General features: G+C 59.6%; 17 protein-coding genes. 11 read left to right on the top strand and 6 right to left on the bottom strand.

Annotated elements, in window-relative coordinates; all coding sequences use genetic code 11:
- The first annotated feature begins 1 nt into the window (after position 1).
- The 4 genes from ACFSDX_RS24335 to ACFSDX_RS24320 all read left to right on the top strand — a co-directional run bounded on the left by ACFSDX_RS24335 (position 2) and on the right by ACFSDX_RS24320 (position 6,291).
- A complete protein-coding gene (locus ACFSDX_RS24335) occupies positions 2–3,259 on the top strand; it encodes a choice-of-anchor Q domain-containing protein (RefSeq protein ID WP_382318453.1) in 3,258 nt (1,085 codons plus the stop codon).
- Positions 3,256–3,480 carry a hypothetical protein gene (locus tag ACFSDX_RS24330; RefSeq protein ID WP_382318451.1) on the top strand — a complete coding sequence of 75 codons (225 nt, stop codon included), beginning with the start codon at positions 3,256–3,258 and terminating at the stop codon, positions 3,478–3,480. Before ACFSDX_RS24335 ends, ACFSDX_RS24330 begins: the two co-directional genes overlap by 4 nt.
- A 109-nt stretch (positions 3,481–3,589) precedes the next feature.
- Positions 3,590–5,776 carry an alpha-galactosidase gene (locus tag ACFSDX_RS24325; protein WP_382318449.1) on the top strand — a complete coding sequence of 729 codons (2,187 nt, stop codon included), beginning with the start codon at positions 3,590–3,592 and terminating at the stop codon, positions 5,774–5,776.
- Positions 5,777–5,826: 50 nt separating this feature from the next.
- Positions 5,827–6,291 carry a beta-L-arabinofuranosidase domain-containing protein gene (locus ACFSDX_RS24320; protein ID WP_382318447.1) on the top strand — a complete coding sequence of 155 codons (465 nt, stop codon included), beginning with the start codon at positions 5,827–5,829 and terminating at the stop codon, positions 6,289–6,291.
- 337 nt (positions 6,292–6,628) lie between these two features.
- On the opposite strand, the gene ACFSDX_RS24315 is transcribed toward ACFSDX_RS24320, so the two are convergent.
- Positions 6,629–6,931 (bottom strand): winged helix-turn-helix transcriptional regulator, encoded by a 303-nt coding sequence (locus ACFSDX_RS24315; RefSeq protein ID WP_382318445.1) that lies wholly within the window; start codon positions 6,929–6,931, stop codon positions 6,629–6,631.
- Positions 6,932–7,127: 196 nt separating this feature from the next.
- Here ACFSDX_RS24315 and ACFSDX_RS24310 point away from each other — a divergent pair, with 196 nt between their 5' ends.
- A complete protein-coding gene (locus ACFSDX_RS24310; protein ID WP_382318443.1) occupies positions 7,128–7,919 on the top strand; it encodes an SDR family NAD(P)-dependent oxidoreductase in 792 nt (263 codons plus the stop codon).
- Between the two features lie 460 nt (positions 7,920–8,379).
- Here the strand turns inward: ACFSDX_RS24310 and ACFSDX_RS24305 are convergent, their stop codons facing one another.
- Positions 8,380–8,817, bottom strand: a complete 438-nt coding sequence (locus tag ACFSDX_RS24305; protein ID WP_382318441.1) for a hypothetical protein — start codon at positions 8,815–8,817, stop codon at positions 8,380–8,382.
- Positions 8,818–8,890: 73 nt separating this feature from the next.
- Positions 8,891–9,766 (bottom strand): AraC family transcriptional regulator, encoded by an 876-nt coding sequence (locus tag ACFSDX_RS24300; RefSeq protein WP_382318439.1) that lies wholly within the window; start codon positions 9,764–9,766, stop codon positions 8,891–8,893.
- A gap of 190 nt (positions 9,767–9,956) precedes the next feature.
- On the opposite strand from ACFSDX_RS24300, the gene ACFSDX_RS24295 reads away from it, so the two are divergent.
- Together ACFSDX_RS24295 and ACFSDX_RS24290 are read left to right on the top strand one after the other, a co-directional pair.
- The gene (locus tag ACFSDX_RS24295) at positions 9,957–10,337 is read left to right on the top strand and encodes a VOC family protein (RefSeq protein WP_382318437.1); all 381 of its coding nucleotides are present in this window, start codon (positions 9,957–9,959) and stop codon (positions 10,335–10,337) included.
- A gap of 206 nt (positions 10,338–10,543) precedes the next feature.
- Positions 10,544–11,695 carry an MFS transporter gene (locus ACFSDX_RS24290; protein ID WP_382318435.1) on the top strand — a complete coding sequence of 384 codons (1,152 nt, stop codon included), beginning with the start codon at positions 10,544–10,546 and terminating at the stop codon, positions 11,693–11,695.
- Positions 11,696–12,052: 357 nt separating this feature from the next.
- On the opposite strand, the gene ACFSDX_RS24285 is transcribed toward ACFSDX_RS24290, so the two are convergent.
- On the bottom strand, positions 12,053–12,322 hold the full coding sequence (locus ACFSDX_RS24285; RefSeq protein ID WP_382318433.1) for a recombinase family protein: 270 nt from the start codon (positions 12,320–12,322) through the stop codon (positions 12,053–12,055).
- A 242-nt stretch (positions 12,323–12,564) separates the two neighbouring features.
- Here ACFSDX_RS24285 and ACFSDX_RS24280 point away from each other — a divergent pair, with 242 nt between their 5' ends.
- From ACFSDX_RS24280 to ACFSDX_RS24265, 4 genes are all read left to right on the top strand, one after another.
- Entirely contained in the window at positions 12,565–12,765 is a 201-nt protein-coding gene (locus ACFSDX_RS24280) for a hypothetical protein (protein ID WP_382318431.1), read from the top strand.
- Between the two features lie 185 nt (positions 12,766–12,950).
- On the top strand, positions 12,951–14,117 hold the full coding sequence (locus ACFSDX_RS24275; RefSeq protein WP_382318429.1) for an epoxide hydrolase family protein: 1,167 nt from the start codon (positions 12,951–12,953) through the stop codon (positions 14,115–14,117).
- A 469-nt stretch (positions 14,118–14,586) separates the two neighbouring features.
- Positions 14,587–15,366 (top strand): alpha/beta hydrolase, encoded by a 780-nt coding sequence (locus ACFSDX_RS24270; protein ID WP_382318427.1) that lies wholly within the window; start codon positions 14,587–14,589, stop codon positions 15,364–15,366.
- A 132-nt stretch (positions 15,367–15,498) separates the two neighbouring features.
- A complete protein-coding gene (locus ACFSDX_RS24265) occupies positions 15,499–16,692 on the top strand; it encodes an alpha/beta fold hydrolase (RefSeq protein ID WP_382318425.1) in 1,194 nt (397 codons plus the stop codon).
- Between the two features lie 358 nt (positions 16,693–17,050).
- Here the strand turns inward: ACFSDX_RS24265 and ACFSDX_RS24260 are convergent, their stop codons facing one another.
- Both ACFSDX_RS24260 and ACFSDX_RS24255 read right to left on the bottom strand, forming a co-directional pair.
- Entirely contained in the window at positions 17,051–18,013 is a 963-nt protein-coding gene (locus ACFSDX_RS24260; RefSeq protein WP_382318423.1) for a tyrosine-type recombinase/integrase, read from the bottom strand.
- A 396-nt stretch (positions 18,014–18,409) separates the two neighbouring features.
- Positions 18,410–19,294 carry a pepsin/retropepsin-like aspartic protease family protein gene (locus tag ACFSDX_RS24255; protein ID WP_382318421.1) on the bottom strand — a complete coding sequence of 295 codons (885 nt, stop codon included), beginning with the start codon at positions 19,292–19,294 and terminating at the stop codon, positions 18,410–18,412.
- Positions 19,295–19,545: the final 251 nt, after the last annotated feature.

The raw sequence follows: 19,545 nt of genomic DNA, 5'->3' as shown, positions 1-19,545 counted from the left end.
CATGAAAAAGTTGCTACTGCTTTACCTGGCGTTGAACTGGTTTTCCAGTGCCTGGGCCACTAACTACTACGTTTCCGGTGGGGCTAACTCGCTGGTGACGGGTGCCGACAATACCACCGCCGGTCGGGGCCTGAGCCCGGCGCTGCCGTTTGCCACCGTCCAGTACGCCGCCAACCTGACCTTGCCCGGCGATACCGTGTTTGTACGCCAGGGGACCTACCGGGGCCAGTTTTCCTTTTCGCCCACCCTCGACGTGACCCGGCCCGGCACGGCCAGCGCTTGGATTGTGTACACTAATTATCGCCGCGACGCGCAACGGCCCTTGTTCACACTGCAAACCAACACCTTCCAAGGCGTGCACGTGTACAACACGGCGGCGTACGTGGAAGTCAGCGGCTTCCGCGTGCAGGGCAACAACCGCAGCGTGACGCTGGGCGCCGCCCTCAACCAGCCTAGCAGCTGCGCCAACCCCACGGGCAGCCCCTTGGGCCTGTACAACGCCAACGGCATCTCGACCGACGGCACCTCGGCGACTGGTTACCCGCACCACCTGCGCTTTGCCAACAACGAGGTGTTTGAATGCGGTGGGGCCGGCATCGCTATGGGCCAGTCTGATTACGTGGCAATTGAGAACAACCTGGTGTACAACAACTGCTGGTACACCCGCTACGGCACCAGCGGTATTTCCATCAACAGCAGCGTGGCTTTCGACAATGCGCCGGGCTACCATATTGTTATCCGCAACAACCGCAGCTTCGGCAACCGCCTCTACGTGCCATGGCGCAGCGGCACCGTCTGCCGGGGCATCACCGATGGCAACGGCATCATCCTGGACGTAAATCCCGGCTATTCCGGCAAGTTTTTGGTGGCCAACAACCTGTGCGTGAACAACGGCGGCAGCGGTTTCCAGTGCTTGCGCACGTCGAATATCGACCTCATCAACAATACGTTTTACCAAAACTCGCGCAGCCCCGACCGCGCCAGCCCCGGCGACCGCGTCGAAGTACTCACCAACCAATCGGCCAACGTGCTAGTGCAGAACAATATCCTGGTCACGGACAATGAAACCCGGATTAACGTCAATTTCGCGACAACGAACCTCACCTACACCAACAATCTCTTTTTTGGCGGCATCGGCACCGGCGTGGCCGGCACCAATACCGTAACGGCCGACCCGCAGTTCGTAAGCGCCAGCGTGGCCCCCTTCACGGCCGACTTCCGCCTGCGGCCGGGCAGCCCGGCCATCAACGCGGGTGTCAACAACCTGCTTCCGGCTACCGACTTGGCCGGTAACCCGCGCGTGGTGGGTGCTACCGTGGACATTGGCGCCTACGAATTCGACGCCGCACTCAGCCCGTCCTTCACCACCTGGGTCGGCGGGGGCAGTACCGATTGGAATACGAGCGCCAACTGGTCGGCAGGCGTGCCCTCGGCCGCCCTCGATGGCTACCTTCCGGCCGCCACGGCGCCTTACCCTGTCATTACCGCAAATACTACCATCCAGTCGCTGGTCATCGGCAGCGGCGCTTCGCTGACCCTCAACGGCGGCGTGCTCGACGTGAAAGGCTCGCTAAATAACAGCGGTACCTTCACCGCGGCCTCAAGCGCTGGCATTACCCTGACGGGTACGACGCCGCAGGGCCTGGGCGGCCCCAGCACCATTGAGGTGTCGACGCTCACGCTAAACAATCCGGCCGGAGCGAGCCTGGGTGGCCGCGTGCGCATCCGCGGGGTGTTGACGCTTACGGCCGGTTCGCTCACGGCCAATGACCGACTGACGCTGGTTTCCGATGCCACGGGAACGGCCCTGGTCAACAACGCGGGCACCGGCACGGTGAGCGGCATCAGCACCGTGCAGCGCTACATCGACCCCAGCCTGAACCCCGGCCGCGGCTACCGCCATTTCAGCTCGCCCGTGGCCGGCACCACCGTGGCTGATTTGACCACCACGGGCTTCACGCCGGAAATCAGCCAGGCCGCCGCGTACAATGCCTCGGCCACGCCCGGCACCACTACGCCCTTCCCCACGGTGTTCGGCTACGACCAAAGCCGCGTCAGCCTGAATAATAATTACACCCCGTTTGACCGCGGTTTCTTAGTGCCGGCCACCACCGCCACTACCCTCGCCGTGGGCCGCGGCTACGCCGTGAATATTAACGCGCCAGCTCTGGTCGATTTCGTGGGCGTGCTCACCAACGGCGACCAATCGGTAGCGCTAACGCGCGCTGCTACCGGCACAGCCAACGAGTCTGACGCCGGCTGGCAGTTGCTGGGCAACCCCTACGCTTCGCCGCTGGATTATAGCTTGGTAGCCCCCACCGACCGCCTCAACCTCGACGCGGCTATTTATGTATTCAGCAGCACCAGCCAATATGGTGGTCAGTACCGCAGCTATGTGAGCGGCATCGGCAACCCAATACTGTCCTTGGGACAGGGCTTCTTCGCCCGCGTAAGCAGTGGCCAAACCACCGGTACGCTCACTTTCCGCAATAGCCAGCGCCTGACCGCACCCAATGCCACCGCCTTCCAGCGAGCTGCCGCCGACCTACGCCCGCAAGTACAGCTGGAGTTGCTGGGCGCCAACGGGCTAGCCGACGCCTTCTACGCTTACGCCGAAACCAGCAGCACCCCCGATTTCGACGCCCAGCACGACGCCCAGAAACTGACCAACCCCAGCGGCCTTAACCTGGCTTCGGTAGCCGGCACCGGCGAGTCGCTCTCCATCGACGGCCGCCCGGTCTTTACCGTAAACACCACCCTGCCGCTGACCGTGGGGGTGCCCGCTGCTGGCTCCTACTCCCTAACAGCCGCTACGCTCAGTAACCTGCCCGCCAGCCTCGACGCCGTGCTCACCGATGCTCTGACGGGTCAGACCGTAAACCTGCGGCAGCAGCCTGCCTATGCCTTCAGCGTGAGCCCAGCGGCTGCCGGTGCCCTTATCATTGGGCGCTTCACCCTGCACTTTGCCGCCCGCACGACGCTAGCCACAGCGCCAGCGCTCTCGGCAGCCGAAGTGTCGCTCTATCCCAACCCCGCCACGAGTGGCTTCACTGTGCTGGTGCCAGCAGTGGCTGGAGCTACGCAGGTGCACGTCGAATTGCTGAACACGCTGGGCCAGGTAGTGCACCGCCAGCAGGCCACTCTGCCCGCCGCGGGGGCTCGGCTCGCGGTGGACGCTATGGGCCTAGCGACTGGCGTCTACACTCTGCGCTTGCAAGTGGGCACCGCCACGCTGGTCAAACGCGTGGTCTTGCAATGAGTCACAAAGCCCAGTCCGGTGCGGAGTGGGCTTTTTTCACGCTGGCTGTGGCCGAGCTGGGCCACCACACCAAGCAGGCTTCGGGGCTGCTGTGCACAGCCATCTTGGGCGAGGCGGTAATGCCGATGCTGTTTGGCTTGGTGGCCGGCCACAATGGGCTGCGCTGGCGCTATTGCTGGCGGTGCTCTGCTACGCCTACATCCTGTGGCACGGCCTGCTGAGTAGCTGCTCAAGCGTGCCACAGCCGGCCCAGGCCCGACCGGCTGAGCCGAGAATGCAGGCCAGCTAATTGATTCAAGGCCAAACCCGCCACCCGCTTCCTGACTTTTTATGACCCTCCGTTTCCTCTGCTGCCTGCTGCTGGCCCGTTTCACCACAACTTGGGCGCAAACCGTCCCGCCGCCCATTGCTATCGAAACCGCACACGTAAGTCTTGTGCTGACCGTAGGCGCTAACCAGAAGCTCTACCAGACTTATCTCGGCTCCAAGCTCATGGCCGCTGACCGGCAGGCCTTGCCTCAGCCCGGCCCCTTCAATGGCTACATGCCCGCGCCTGATGAGGCTTATACCTCCGCTGGCACTGACAACCTATTCGAGCCGGCCATTGGCCTGGTACACGCGGATGGTAACCCCTCGCTGGCCCTGCAGTTTGCCGACGTGCAAACTCGCCAATCGGGTGACAGTTTGACGACTACCACTGTGCACCTGCGCGACCCGGCCTACCCCGTGGATGTGCTGCTACACTTCGCCGCCTATCAGCGAGAGGACGTCATCAAAACCTGGACAGAAATCCGCCACCGCGAGAAAAAGTCCGTTATCCTCACGCAATACGCCTCGGCCATGCTGCGCCTGCACGCCCCGCGCTACTGGCTCACCCAACTGCACGGCGACTGGGCCTCGGAGGCCAAAGAAGCAGAAGGCCAGCTCACCAGCGGTCTGAAAGTCGTGGATTCTAAACTCGGCGGTACCCGCGCCGGCTGGTACCAAACGCCCTCGTTCTTCTTGGCCCTGGACCGGCCCGCTACTGAAACCAGCGGCGAGGTGCTGGCCGGCACCCTGGCCTGGACGGGCAGTTTCCGGTTGGCCTTCGAAGTAGATAACCTAAATACCTTGCGGATGCTGCCGGGCATCAACCCCTACGCCTCGGCCTACACGCTGCCAGCCGGTCAGCCCTTCGTTACGCCCGAGTTCATCTTCACTTACAGCAGCGCCGGCAAAGGCCAGGCCTCGCGCAACCTGCACCGCTGGGCCCGGCGCTACGGCATCCTAGATGGCACCCAGCCCCGCTTGACAGTGCTCAACAACTGGGAAACGACGCTCTTCAATTTTAACGAAATCAAGCTCGATTCGCTCATGGGCGACGCGGCCAAGTTGGGGGCCGACGTGTTCCTGCTTGACGACGGCTGGTTCGGCAACAAGTATCCGCGCAGCAATGAGCAGGCTGGCCTTGGCGACTGGCAGGCCACCAAAACTAAGCTGCCTCACGGCCTAGGCCACCTCGTGGAAACTGCTCAAAAAGAAGGCATCAAATTCGGCATCTGGGTAGAGCCCGAGATGGTGAACCCCAAGAGCGAACTCTACGAGAAACACCCAGACTGGGTGTTGAAGCTCCCCAACCGCCCCGAGGACTACAGCCGCAATCAATTGGTGCTCGACCTAACCAATCCTAAGGTACAGGACTTCGTCTTTAACGTGGTAGACGAGCAGCTGAGCCAGGGCGTGGCCTACGTGAAGTGGGACTGCAACCGCATGATGACCAGTGCCTACTCGCAGTACCTAGGCCGCGACCAGTCGCACCTCTACGTCGACTACGTCCGCGGCCTCTACAAAGTACTTGACCGCATGCGCGCCAAGTACCCGCACCTGCCCATGATGATGTGCTCCGGCGGCGGCTCCCGCGCCGATTACGGCGGCCTAAAGTACTTCAACGACTTCTGGGCCTCCGACAACACCGACGCGCTGGAGCGGGTCTTTATCCAGTGGGGCTTCCTCAATTTCTTTCCTTCCAATGCGCTAGCCAGCCACGTCACCAACTGGAACCGCCAGCACACCCTCAAGTTTCGCACCGACGTGGCGATGATGGGTAAGCTCGGCTATGACATCGACGTGGCCAAGCTCAGCCCGCTCGAGCAGCAGTTCAGCCGCCAGGCCGTGCAGGAATACAAGCGCCTGAACGCCGTGCTGGCGCAAGGCGACTTATTTCGTCTGCTTTCGCCCTATGAAGGCAATCAGGTGGCCCTACTGTACGTGGACGAGGCCCAGCGCCACGCTGTGGCCTTCGGCTACAACCTGCACACCCGATTTCACGAGGCCGTGCTGCCGGTAAAGCTCCAGGGCCTCGACCCCACCAAGCGCTACCGCATAGCTGAAATTAACCTAATGTCCGGCCAGAAAGCCGAGCTGCCCGCCCACGGCCAAACCTACTCCGGCGACTACCTCATGAAAGTGGGCGTGCTGCTGAGCGACCCCGAGGCTAAGCAACTAACCAGCCACGTGCTGGAATTAACGGCGGAATAACTTTTCTATTTAGGCCGCTGCCCCGGTCACCATTTGCTGCTTTCAAACTAATGAATATGAGCTTTTCAAACCGCAACCTATTTCTAGCCACTGTGGTGGTAAGCCTGTCATTTACTGCCTCGGTGGCAGCTGCTCAGACCAAGTTGACTTACGCGCCTAAAGCAGCGCAGCTTCGCTTGCCGAAAGCGCAGGCATTTTCCGCAGAGAACGTGAGGTTGCTGGAAAAGGGGAGTTTTAAAGAATCGCAGGACGCCGAAGCTCGGAACATTCTGAGCTTGAACCCCGACCGGCTGTTGGCACCGTACTTAAAGGAATCGGGCCTCACTCCTAAAGCCAGCTTGTATCCCGGCTGGGAAACCGGCGTGCTGCCCGGCGTGGCGTTGGAGTTTTACCTGTCGGGCGTATCCCGGCTGTCCGTGGCAACCGGACAGAAGGAGTATGCCAGCCGGCTCAGCTACGTGCTGGACCAGCTGGCCTTGTGCCAGGAGAAAGTTAGTGGCTCCTTCAATAACTGACTAGAGCAACCTGAGTCATTTGAAGAGCTTGGTTCAGTAAATGTTAAAAATCGAACTCGAGCAGCTAATGAGGTAGCCGGTATCGTTCAGGCTAGATAAGTAGTGATAAGGAAAACGAGTCGCTACCTACTCAGAAGAATAAGCACTGATAACACGCAATTTTTGCCTTTTCACACTTGTGAACAATTAGCGCCGATAATCAATGGAAACGGTACCCAAATAGCCAGTTTCGCTTAGTTCGGACAGATAGTGATAAGTAAAGGATTTCGCTAGCTATCTCTGCTTCTGAGCATCGACCGAATCAGGTCTCGCCACGCAGTATTTTAAGGAAACCAGGTTAGTTCGGTAGCTCGGCCAAATTCCCGGCCAGTGCTTGTTCTAGTGCTGTGCGGTGGGTATTCCCCCACTGCTCCATCACCTCAATCACCGGCAGCAGCGACCGCCCCAGGTCCGTGAGCTCGTACTCCACTCGGGGCGGCAACTCGGCAAAGATGGTTTTGCTAACCAGACCGTGGTGCTCTAGTTCCGTCAGCTGGACGTTGAGTACGCGCCGCGTGGCGCTGGGAAGCATGCGTTGCAGCGCGCTAGGCCGCTGAATACCCTGGGCAATGCCCACGAGCAGGGTGGATCCATTTGCCATGCAGCACTTCCTTGGTGAGCACCGAGCCGCAGCTCAGCGTGTTAGCAATTTTCTTCCGGTACATAGGAAAGGCAAGTGGAGGAAAGAGCTGTCGGAGGGAGACAGGGATAAAAACCGCCCTAGGGGCTAAAAGTATCGGGTGCCGAATAACTTTTCCGTACTTGCCAGCCCTCCCCATGCACCGGAATTTTGCGCTATGGATGACCCCTTAAATGCGTCGCAAACGCCCCGCACTTCAACCAAACAAGTCAACAGCATGGGAAAACTCACCGGAAAAGTAGCGGTTATTACGGGCGCTACCTCAGGCATGGCCCTGGCCACCGCCCAGTTATTCGTGGCCGAAGGGGCCTGCGTTTTTATCACGGGCCGTAGCCAAGCGAAACTCGACGAAGCGGTGCAAGCCATCGGCCGCAATGTGACGGGGGTGCTGGGTGACGCGGCCAACTTAGCCGACCTCGACCGCCTCTACGAGACGGTGCAGCGGGAAAAAGGCAGCATCGACATTCTGTTCGCCAGCGCCGGGGCAGCCGACTTCGGTAAACTAGGGGAGATTACGGAAGCGTTCTTCGATTCCGTCTTTGAGCTGAACGTGCGCGGTACGCTCTTCACCGTGCAAAAAGCCTTACCCTTGTTCGCAGCCGGCGGTGCCATCGTGCTTAATGGGTCGATGGCCTCCATCAAAGGCTATGCCGCCAATAGCATATACAGCGCCAGTAAAGCCGCGCTTCGGGCCTTTGTGCGGGGATGGCTGGTGGACTTGCAAGACCGCCACATTCGGGTCAACCTCTTGAGTCCAGGGGCCATCGACACGCCTTTGATGGCGGCCTCTGGGACCGAGTTTAAGGCGCAGATTGCCCCCCTGATTCCACGCGGAGAGATGGGTCGTCCAGAAGAGGTGGCCGCTGCTGCTTTGTTCCTGGCTTCGGAAGAGGCCAGCTTTGTGAATGGCATCGAACTCTTCGTCGATGGCGGCATGGGCCAGATTTAGCTGCGCAACTACTAGCCCCTTGCGGAGGCAGGTAGTTGCCCGCCAGCTCTAAAGCACCTAGTGTCTGCTTCCTTTGAAATAAGGCCAGCGTGAGTCGGAATCTGATAGCCGAAGCGAGGCTAAACGCAGCACTCCTTGCCTCGGTATTTTCCCTTCAAAGAGTCATAGCGTCGGGAGGCCAGATAGGCAGCAATATGGAAACATTATTCCTACTTACCTGAAGTGTGCGCTTCCCACTTAAGTGAGCCAGTTAGCACTAAAGGAAAATCTTCCTTAGTGTTGAGCAGACTGCCTGATTTTACTCAACCCAGACAGGTAGCGATAAGTAAGTAGCGTCGTTACTTAGGTATAAGGACGTTGACGACGTGCCCTACCCGTATAGCAGGGCGTGACTTCAAGCGGACCTACTCTACTGCCGTCCTTAACGTTATCCTTTCGCGCGGTCTGCGCCCCGGCCCCGCTAGGCCGGCGCTATCCCGGCGCGCACCTGCCCAGCGCGCAGCCACGCCATAGCTTCTGCCTCGCTCTCAAACAACTTCGGAAAAGCGTCAACGGCGGCTTCGCGGCGAAAGTAGAGTTCCATCGCGTCGCTCTCGGCCGCCGGGCGTTGGTGCGGGCCCGCCAGGTAGGCCGTGAACAAGGGTCCGTTAAGTGCGGCCGCGATACGGGGCGAAAATTGGTCGCGGAACCACGCGTTCAGGTCGGGGCCGGCCACGGGGCGGCGGCGCAGGTCTAGCAGCCAGAAGCGGCAGTTGCCGTGGGCTTGCGCGGCGGCCAGCATGGCCTCGTAGGTGCCTTGCAGTTCCGGGGGCGGCAGGTCCTGTAGCCACCGGCCAATAATGAGCCCCAAATCGGCGCGGTACTCCAGGGAAAAGGCATCGGAAGGGAAGACGGACATCGGTACGCAGGGAAGTAGGGCGGGTGCCCGCCTATACGGGCTTAGCGGATTCGTAGCCGTTTTCGAGTGCTTGTCACAATAAGGGTGGGACTAGCTCGCCCGCCACTAGTCGGCGGCGGTAGGCGGAAGGACTTTCCCTCATCAGCTGGCGGAAACTGCGGTTGAAATACGATAAGTTCTGAAAGCCACTGGCGTAGCCGACCTCCGTTACGGACTGCGCGTGCCGCAGCAACTGACAGGCTCGTTGCACGCGACATTCTTTCACGAACTCAGTCACCGTGCGCTGGGTCATCTTCTTGAAAAACCGGCAGAACGCCGGGACGGAGAGGGCGGCTTCGGCAGCTAGCTCGGGTACGCTGACCGGGCCGCTCAGGCGCTGGTGCAAGCGGGTGAGCACTCGGCTGAGTTGCGCCTGAGCTGCTGGGGAGGCGTGAACGGGCGGGCTAGGCTCCAGCACGGTATAAGCCGACTCCGGGTACTGAGCTAGCTGCTGCAGGATAGAGAGGAAGGAGAGTAACCGCTCCCAGGGCGGTAGGGTCAACAAGTGCTGCACCTGAGGCCCGATGGCGTGCCGCACCGCGGCCCCAAAGACGAGACCCGTGGTGGCGCGAGCCAGCAGGGCGCGCACGGGCGCTAACTCTGGCCACGCGCCCGGCGCGGGACTACTGAGCTGCGCCGGAAATAGCGCCCCAAACTCCTCAAACGTGTCGTCCTGCCCATAGCCGTAGCTGAGGTGCGGCACATTAGGCCCCAGCAGCAGCAACTCGCCCCCCGCATAGGACGAAACTGTGCGCCCGATGTGGCGACGTCCCGCGCCCCGCGGCAGGTACAAAAGTTCTAGTTCGGGGTGGTAATGCCAGAGCACCGGACAGGGGTTGGCCGCATCGTGGTGAAAGACGGACACCGAACTGTCCAGGGGCGGGGCCAGGGGTTGACGCGTTAATCGCATGGGAAAGCGTAGGCTATTGCAAGAGAACAGCCCTAAAATACGGTATTCGGTTAATGGCGTACGGAAAGTAAGCAAGCCCTGCGTAGTGGCAGCCGGCGCGCACCCGGACCTTTGCCCCGCCATTCACCCCTGGGCGGCCCGCCGTGGCTTTTCGGCTGGCCGCTGTTTACCCTTTTCCCCACCGCCTCTTATGACGATTGAACACGTGGCGCTCTGGACGCCGGACTTGGAACGGTCGCGCCAGTTTTACAGCGAATACTTTAGCGCGCTGGCGAGTGCGTGCTACCGAAATCCAAGCCGGCAGTTCTCTTCTTATTTCCTCTCGTTTGCCGGTGGCGCCCGCTTGGAACTGATGCAGCAGCCGCAGCTGCTGGCGGCGGGCACTGGCCCCGCGCAGGGGTACGCTCACTTGGCCTTTGCCAGCGGCAGCGTGGCCGCCGTCCAGGCCTTAACCGAGCGGCTGCGTGGGGACGGCTACCCCATTGTCAGCGAGCCGCGGATCACTGGGGATGGCTACTACGAAAGCATCGTCGCGGACCCGGACGGGAATCTGGTAGAAATCACTGTCTGACCCCTCGGTCCTCCTCCCTATCACCCCCCTTGAGCCGGTGCTTTGCCGCAGCTACAAGCGGGGACGGCTGCCAAACGCAGCAGTCTCCCCCAAGGCCCTTGACCAATAACCAAGCGCCGGGTTTGCGGCCTCTTCCTACCTCGCGCCGGGTTTGCCTCCTCTTCCTAATCTAACGGCGCGCGTGCCCGCCGAACTAACTGCTTCTTATGCCTACTACCCTGCTGCCCACCCCCGCGCCCCCCGGCAAAGCCGAACAGGGAGCGACCCGACTCGTTTTTTTTGTCATCGGCCTAAGCGGCGCCGCCTGGGCACCCCTAGTACCCTTCGCCAAAATCCGCAACCAGCTTAATGAGGGGCAGTTAGGACTGCTGCTGCTCTGCCTGGGCATTGGCTCCATTCTGGCGATGCCCGTGGCGGGGGCCCTGGCCGCGCGTTACGGGTGTCGGCGCGTTATTCTGGCGGCTATGGGGCTCGTGTGCCTGGCCTTGCCGCTGCTCTCTTTGGCTGCCCCGCTCGCGCTACTCGCGCCAGCCTTATTCGTCTTTGGGGTTGGCCTGGGCTCGGTGGACTGCGTCATCAATATGCAGGCCGTTCTGGTGGAGCGGGCCAGCGGCCGCACGCTCATGTCGGGTTTTCACGGCTTCTTTAGCGTGGGCGGGATGGTGGGAGCGGGCAGCCTGAGTGCGTTGCTGAGTGCCGGCGTCTCCCCCGTGGCCGCCACGGGGATACTGACTGTTGTCAGTGCCGGCGTCCTGCTGTATGCCGCACCGCATCTGCTGGCGTACGGCAGTTCCAGTACGGGGCCGGCCTTCGCGCTACCCCGCGGCGTGGTGTTGTTTATTGGACTGCTGTGCTTCATTTTATTTTTGACGGAGGGCTCTATCCTGGACTGGAGTGCCGTGTTTCTGAGCACGGAGCGGGCCGTAAAACCCGCCTGGGCGGGCTTGGGCTACACGGTCTTCTCCCTGGCCATGTTGCTGGGCCGCTTCACGGGGGATGTCCTCGTGCGCCGCCTGGGGGGGAGGGTCATGCTGAGCTTCGGAGGGCTGTTGGCAGCCCTGGGCTTGACGCTGACCGTGCTGGTGCCTAGCTGGCAGGTGGGGCTCGGAGGCTATGCCCTGGTGGGGGCCGGGTGCGCCAATATGGTGCCGGTGCTGTTTTCCGCCGTGGGCCGTCAGCAGGTGATGCCTGCCCACCTGGCCATTCCAGCCATCTCCACCATTGGCTACGCCGGCATCCTGGCGGGGCCCGCTTTGATTGGCTTTGTGGCCCAGGCCACCAATTTTACCACGGCTTTTCTCTGCTTAGCCGCCTTGTTAGTAGGGGTGGCAGCCAGCAGTCGGAAACTCGCCGTCTGACGGAGTGGTCGTAGGTAACAAGGCGGCCTAGCGCTTACCGCAGTCCAGCATCACTACCTGTTTCGCCTTCTGAGCACCAGCCAACTTAGTCTGAGTTACACAATATTAAACAGAAGTCACTCGGAGGTCATGCTTTTGCTGACTACTGGCAGCCGTTCGTGCAGGGGCTAAACTTACTTCTGATTGAAGTTCCCTCCGCGCGGGGCGGTAAAGCCCAGCGCGTTCAACTCCCCCGCTAGCTGGCGAAAGCTTATCCCCTGCGCCCGGCGGGAGGCAATAAAGGCAGCCGTTTGCCGCAGGCCCGGGTGCTGCTACTGCAGATGGGCTCGCTGCAAGAGCAGGCTCTGTTCCCGAGCGTCATTCGTGAGGTTGGCCGGGGTGTTTAATTGGGCTCCGCGCGCCTTCTTGGCCGCAAGCGCATTCTTGGTCTACTTCGAGAATAGTCTCGCGCTCATGCTGAGCGAGCACCGCGAATAGGCCCACGGTAAGGGTGTTCGCATCGGGCATGTCGCAACAAACAAAGTCTACTCCCGAATCGCGTAGCGTCAAGATGAAACTCGCATTGCGACTGAGTCGGTCGTGCTTGGCAAGCAGCAGCACCCCACCCACGGCACGGGCTGCTGCCATCGCCGCTAGCAACTACGGCCGCTGGTTCTTCTTCCCACTCTCCACCTCGGCGTACTCGCCCTGCGGCTGGCCACCTCTCAGGAAGCTGACCACCGCGGCCTGCTGCGCTTCGAGGCCGAGAACGGAGGCGCCTTGCGTCTGAGTGGAGACGCGGTAGTAAGCAAATTAGGCGGGCATGAGAATTAGGTGGGCAGTCGAGCAAGAATCTGGACGAAGATGCCTTCTATAGTAATTTGTTAAACGTGCGTCGTGGAAGGGGCACCGTTAGCGATTTGCGCGTGGCGGGACATATTCTGGCCACTGGCGCGGCAGCCAATGCCGTCGAGGCGAGGGCTGGTGGGCGCATGCCCCTGGCCAACGTGCGCGCCTGCGCTGAAGCCGGCGAAACCCTACTCAATACGAGCGGCACCATCACGGACCAGACCGACTTTGCGCAAAAATAAGCGGGCAGTCGGCGGGCGTTTTGTTGCAAATTGCGTGGAATACGGCGCATGGGGCCGGTGGCTCTGGTACCCGCTCCCCCTCTTGTGCTATGCTTGAGCTACCCATCACTCGGCGCGCGGTGGTTTGACCAAGCAGCCTGCTCCTCGCCGGATTTTCTCTGGCCCCTGCGCCTAATCACCTACCCATGCTTTCGTCTCCTGAAATGGCCGATTTCCTATCTCCCCTGACGCAGCCGTTCGTGGCACAGGCGCCCGCGGCGGCGCTGGATGACCTTAGCGTCCGCCTCGCCCGTACGCGCTGGCCCACCGCGCTGCCCGGCACGGGGTGGGACTATGGAACAAGCCGTCCCTTTTTGCAGGAGCTAGTCACGTACTGGGCGCAGGAGTTCGACTGGCGCAAAGTAGAAGCTACTGGCAACGCCTACCCTAACTTCACGACCGACCTCGACGGGCACCGCATCCACTTTCTGCACGTCAAGGGCAAAGGGCCCAACCCCATTCCGTTGCTGCTCACCCACGGCTGGCCCGGCTCGTTTTTAGAGATGCTCCCTATTATCCCGCTGCTCACGGCAGCCGGGCCCGTATCCTTTGATGTAGTGGTGCCCTCGCTGCCGGGCTTTGGTTATTCCGCGCCCTTCAGTACCCCTGGTGGCAGCTCGTTCGCGGTGGCGGATTTGTGGCACCAATTGATGGGGCGCCTTGGCTACCTGCGCTACGGCGCGCAGGGCGGCGATGTGGGGGCCGGCGTGAGCACCTGGCTCGCACTCAAGTACCCGGCTAATGTTATCGGGCTGCACCTGAATTATATTCCCGGTTCCTACAAGCCCTACCTGAAGGCGGGGGAAGTCCTTTCGCCCGAGGTCCTGGCATTCCAAAAAACCGTCGCGGACTGGTCGGCCCGCGAAGGTGCCTATGGGGCGATGCATGGCACCAAACCGTTGACCGCCGCCTATGGGCTTAACGACTCGCCCGTGGGGCTGTGCGCCTGGATTGTGGAGAAGTTCTACGACTGGAGCGACCGGGGTCCCGCCGACCACTTGGTGTTTACCCCGGACGAGTTGCTGGCCAACGTGACCCTGTACTGGCTTACCCAGAGCATCTATTCCTCGATGGCCATTTACAAAGAAAACGCCGCCCGCCCGCTCGCCTTCGGCCCCGATGACTACGTGCGAGTGCCAGTGGCGTTTGCTCAGTTTCCGAAGGAGTTGCCCACGCCGCCGCGCGCCTACGTGGAGCGAGGGTTCAACATCCGGCGCTGGACCCCCATGCCCGCCGGCGGGCACTTCGCGGCCCTAGAGCAGCCCGCGCTGTTAGCCGCGGATTTAAAAGCCTTTTTTGCCACACTTACCTGAAGGACCAAACAGTACAGTTCGCCCGGTTGGTTTTGATTTTTACTAGCCGCACAGGGTTCAACTGTCTCTTTTAGCTACCCAACAATGCGAAGTAGCCGGCTTCCCAGACTTATTTGGCAAGGCCCGCGCCAGCCGATGCTGCGCTAATCTGCCCGGGCCGTTTTACCTGTGCCAGCGCTTCGTGCGGCATCGGCTGGCGCGGGGCAGGCCGAAGAGCTATTGGTCGGTTCACAGTGGCCAACTATTCGATAAAAGGTAAGCATATAGTAACAAATGTTACCTAACTCGGAAAATAGAATAGCTGTTAATAGATACTTCCCTGAACTCTAATTAAGCTAACTAGCTCATGTAGCGAACGTTGCATCGGCCGGCGCGAGCCAGGTGACCGGTGCAATGCCCGTTACATGAGCTAGTTAAGTTGTGGCGCAATACGCCGCAACTTGAGTTAGCAAAGTAAAACGCCCAGCTAATGACTCCTCTTTCTCGAATCGCCGCTTCAATACTCACGGCTGGCCTGCTAACGGTAGCCAGTACCCTAACTGCCCAGGCCCAAACCGCACCCGCTGGCATCCGCAATATCTTGCTGGTGCACGGGGCCTTTGCCGACGGCTCGGGCTGGCAAGGGGTATACGATATCCTGGTGAAAGACGGCTACACGGTGAGCCTGGTGCAGGAACCGCTGACCTCTCAGGTCGAGGATGTGGTCGCCGTCAAGCGCATGCTGGCCCGTCAGACGGGTCCTAGCATTCTAGTGGGGCACAGCTACGGCGGGGCCGTCATCACGGAGGCTGGTACCGATGCGCGCGTCGCCGGGTTGGTCTACATCGCCGCCCACGCCCCGGATGCCGGCGAGAGCCCCACTTCCAACAAAAACAAAATGCCCGGCGCCACCAAAGCCGTAGCAGCCACGCCAGACGGCTTTCTCTTTATCGACCCGGCCCACTTTGCTGCGGACTTCGCCGCCGACCTACCCCCCGCACAGGCCGCATTCATGGCCCACGCTCAAATGCCGGCCGCCGTGGTAGCCATGACGGCCCCCATTAGCGTGCCCGCCTGGAAAACCAAGCCCAGCTGGTACCTCGTGGCCGGGGCCGACCACATGATAAACCCCGACCTAGAGCGCATGTACGCCACCCGCGCTCACAGCCACCAGGTGGAGATTGCGGGCGCCAGCCACTCGGTCTACATCTCTCACGCCAAAGAAGTCGCCGCTCTCATTGAGGAAGCCGCCAAGCAAGCGAGTAAGTAAATGGGATTGCGTTTTAGTTGCGCCCTCCAACGTCCCGACGAGCCTTTTAATGATGGGTACGGCTAGCCTCATGGCGGCTTTATTTTCGACTGGCCCGCGCAAATCCCAACCCACTCCTAAAACCAAGCAATCATGAGCAATCTAGAAACTGATTTGGCCACCTCAACCTATGGCGGGGGAACGCTTCCCAAGGGGCTCCGCTCGCGCATGGTCCAGGGGGTCAACGGCCTCGCTGTCCATCTGCTCGAGGCCGGTTACGAAACCCCCGGCCGGCCGCTCGCGCTGCTGCTACACGGCTTTCCGGATTTGGCTTACGGCTGGCGCCACCTGATGCCCCTGCTGGCGGACGCCGGGTACCACGTCGTGGCGCCCGACCAGCGGGGTTTTGGCCGCACCACTGGTTGGGTGAACAGCTACGATACCCCGCTCGCGCCCTTCGGCCTCTTGAACATGACGCGCGATGCCCTCGGCTTGGTTTCGGCCTTGGGGTACCAGCGGACGGCGATGCTCGTCGGCCACGACCTCGGCTCGCCTATCGCTGCTTATTGTGCGCTCGCCCGTCCGGATGTCTTTCCCTCGGTGGTGCTGATGAGCGCCCCGTTCCCCGGTCCGCCGGCGCTGCCGTTCAACACGGCGGATAGTGAGGCATCACCGGTTCCACCGAACACGGACAGTCAACAGTTAGCGGCCGTACTGGCGGCGCTCAATCCGCCGAGAGCGTATTATCAGCAATACTTGAGCACCCGGGCGGCGAACGAGGATATGTGGCACCCCCCGCAGGGCCTACACGCGTTTCTTCGGGCATTTTTCCACGTCAAGAGCGCAGACTGGCCGGGCAATAAGCCGCATCCATTGCAAGCACGAACCGCCCCGGAATTTGCCCAGATGCCTACCTATTACGTCATGGACCTCGGCCAGACAATGGCCCAGACCGTCGCGCCCTTCCACCCTTCCGCCGCCGAGGTCCTGGCCAGCAACTGGCTCACCGAGCCGGAACTTGGCGTGTATACGGCGGAGTATGGCCGCACGGGGTTTCAAGGCGCCCTGCAGGCGTATCGCGTTTATTCCGACCCTGATCTAACCGCGGAACTGCGCCTGTTTTCAGGCAGGACACTCGATGTTCCTTCGCTTTTTATCGGCGGCAAGAGCGATTGGGGGCCCTATTCGGCGCCGGGCGCGCTCGAAATGATGAGAACGAAGGCGACGACGAGGATGGGGGACATCAAGCTCATCGATGGTGCCGGTCACTGGATTCAACAGGAGCAGCCGGTTCGACTCAGCGCTCTCTTACTCGCCTTCAGCAAGGGGTTGCCCGTTAGTAGTTGAATAAAGAACTACCGTAATAGCGTAAGGGGGCAGGAGTCATTGACGAGTACTTCGGCTGGCAACTGTGGCCTGGAGCCGGTTGGAGAAAATGGTAACTTGGTGGCATTAGAAAGCGGTGGCAACGCCCGCAACCTTGACCTTACTTAAGCCCACTAACTCCCGCTCGTGGTCGGGGGGGCGCGCCAACTCGGCTAGATTGCCGTCCTCATTTTTGGTGTCCAACAACGGCCGGGGTAAATACCCAAATGTACTCCGAGTTCCCGCACCCGCTCAAATGCCTGGCGCACCTCACCTACGCCATCGGCACGGTACACCAGAATGGGATTTGAGAAAAGGCAAAAAGGTGGACAAACTCGTCTTATAAGCCCAGCTTCTGAGCGGCATTGTGCTGGCGAATGTTGTCGAGGCGGGTGTAGCGGCGAATCATCTCGCTGGTCTTGTGCTTGGTCTGGTTCATGACCTCCGAGTCGTCCGCGCCGGCTAGTTTCGCCACCGTCACAAAGGAAGCGCGCAGGGAGTGCGCCGAATACTTGGGCCCGAGGTAGCGCTGCACAATCAAGTTCAGGTGCTTGTCCGTCAGCCGCCGCTCGGTGAGCCGTTCACCTTTGCGAAAGGACACGAATACTGGTCCCGTGGGGCGGTCCAACCGCTGCACCCAGCTTTGCAACGTGCGGATGGGGCACAGCTTGAAATCCGGGGAGTAGAAGATAGCCTTTTCCTCAGCCGCCCCCAGCTGGTTGGTTTTGCTCTTGGCCAAATTGACAATCAAGCCTTCCTCCGAGAACGCCAAATCCTCCACGTTCAGCGCCGCCAGCTCGGAGCGGCGAAAAGCCCCTGTAAAGCCCAGCAGCAAAATTACCCGGTCACGCAGGCCAGCCAACGTTTTGCCGTCGATGCTTTTCACCGTGTGCTTAAAGTTGGCGAGCGTAAACGCCGGGGCCTGTTTTTGCCGCACGCCCTTGAGGCGGGCAATGCCCTCCATCAGGACTTTGAATTTCTTGTCATCCGTAGGCGAGTCCACGCCGCGCAGGGCGTGGGCTTTGGAAACGGCCGCGCAGTGGCGCTGAATAGTGGACACCTTCTTGCCGGTTTCAGCCAGGTGCGTGACGAAGCCCGCGAGCGTCGCGACCGTTGCCGGCAGCGGGTCGAGCTCGTGTTCGGCGCACCACGCCCCGAAGCGTTTCAAATCCCCGGCGTACGCTTTGGTCGTGTTAGCCGCCCCGCTCAGCCCGGCCTCGACGTACCGACTCGTGTGCTCGGCTAAGTGCGCCAACGCGGCCGAAGGGTTCGTGGGTATAGCAAGGGCAGCACCGTTTTCCATGTGACCTATATATAAAGGAGTAAAACGTGATTTTGGCGTTTCAAAAGCGAAGATAGGGATAAGGTCCGATAAGTAAGATTTATCGGACCTTATCCTAAAGGTGGGTATCAAGCTAACTAAATTATATACTAAGTTAAAAAGCGGGTTTTGCTCATATTGCACTAGGGCAGCTTGACGCTTTTGGTGACGCTGATAGGCACCGCTGGCCAAAGCGGCACGGGATAGCGTCGCTATGCCCCGCTCGAAACGAACCTGAATAATCAGCCGACGCTGAAGCGGTGTCCTCCGGACTTGTTAACTACTTGCGTAATACCCTCCCAAGTAGGTCCCTGGTTGTGAGGCCAACTAGTTGTAAGCAATTGGCCTCCGCTAGAAGACAGTGCTTGTTAAGTACCGTTAGGAACCACTCTTCTTAAAATCAGTGAATTCGACGTTATATAGGCGATTGGGTTTCAGATACACCATGTTTTCCTGTAAGTCCAGCACTACATTAAATCTTTTCAGGACATCATTACCCAAAATATGAATGTTTTTATTCTTAAGTGGCTTGTTGGTCGTCACTTGCTGAATGGGCACATTTTTTAACTTGTACTCCCCAATTTGTAACATTTGAAGACTAGACGTAATAACTGGAATTTCATTTCCCTGCGCCCCTTTCATAATTACCTTTTTGATTGCTCTCATCTTAGCAGTCGGAAATGCAGCCTGCTTTAATAAATCATTATCCAGCATAACCGTCCTTTGATAGCCGGTATCAAATAAAAATAGGTCTTTATTTATAATTCCATCCTGTTTTATCGAGCTACTAATTAATAATAAGTCTTTGTAAAACTCGATGGCAAGTTTGGTGTAGCGTTTATCTTTCGCTACGCCTTTTGGCAGCAGGTAATGGACTACTAGTATGTTTTTGTCATAATTCAATTCTACTACTTTATTTTTAAATAAATCCCACCCAAATCTGCCGTCCGTCTCCTGCGCGGTCAATTCGGCGTCGTATACTTTTGTTTGGTAATCTGTTTTGCCAATCTTTAAAGTATAGCTGACATTGTAAAGCTTTGGAGCAACTTTTAATTTATTCTTTAAGACGCTATTTATCAAAACCAATTCGGTTGTTCCCGTATCAAAGTTTAAAGCGAGCGTATCCACCTGGTTAAAGATTGCGTTGACATACATGTTATTTTGCCCATTCAGGTGGAAGGCAATCGTATCACTTGCGGGTGGTTTTTGAGCCAAACTAGGCAAGGCTATCAGCATCAGGGCACCGAGGAAGGACTGCTTCATGTCAGGGAGGGAGTTTGAGAAGAGGGAATGTACTATCTCCCTGGCTAACAAGCGTAACAGACCCACTAGATTTTGGCAGTACCGACTTCGGGTGCAAGCCACTTCGTTAAACGACTTTACCTGGGGACAGCCCTGTAGAAGCGGATGACTAGCCCCGCTCTAGCAAGCTGAAGAGCAGTTGCCATGGCAGCATACTCCAAGTTGTTCAACAGCAAGCTGCTGCCATAGCAGGTGCAAAAGAGGCTCTTCTA

Origin of the sequence: Hymenobacter bucti, assembly GCF_042681145.1 — a bacterium.
In the GTDB taxonomy this organism is placed as follows: Bacteria; Bacteroidota; Bacteroidia; order Cytophagales; family Hymenobacteraceae; genus Hymenobacter; species Hymenobacter bucti.
The sequence above is the reverse complement of the archived record's forward strand: the minus strand, read 5'-3'. Positions and strand labels throughout refer to the sequence as shown.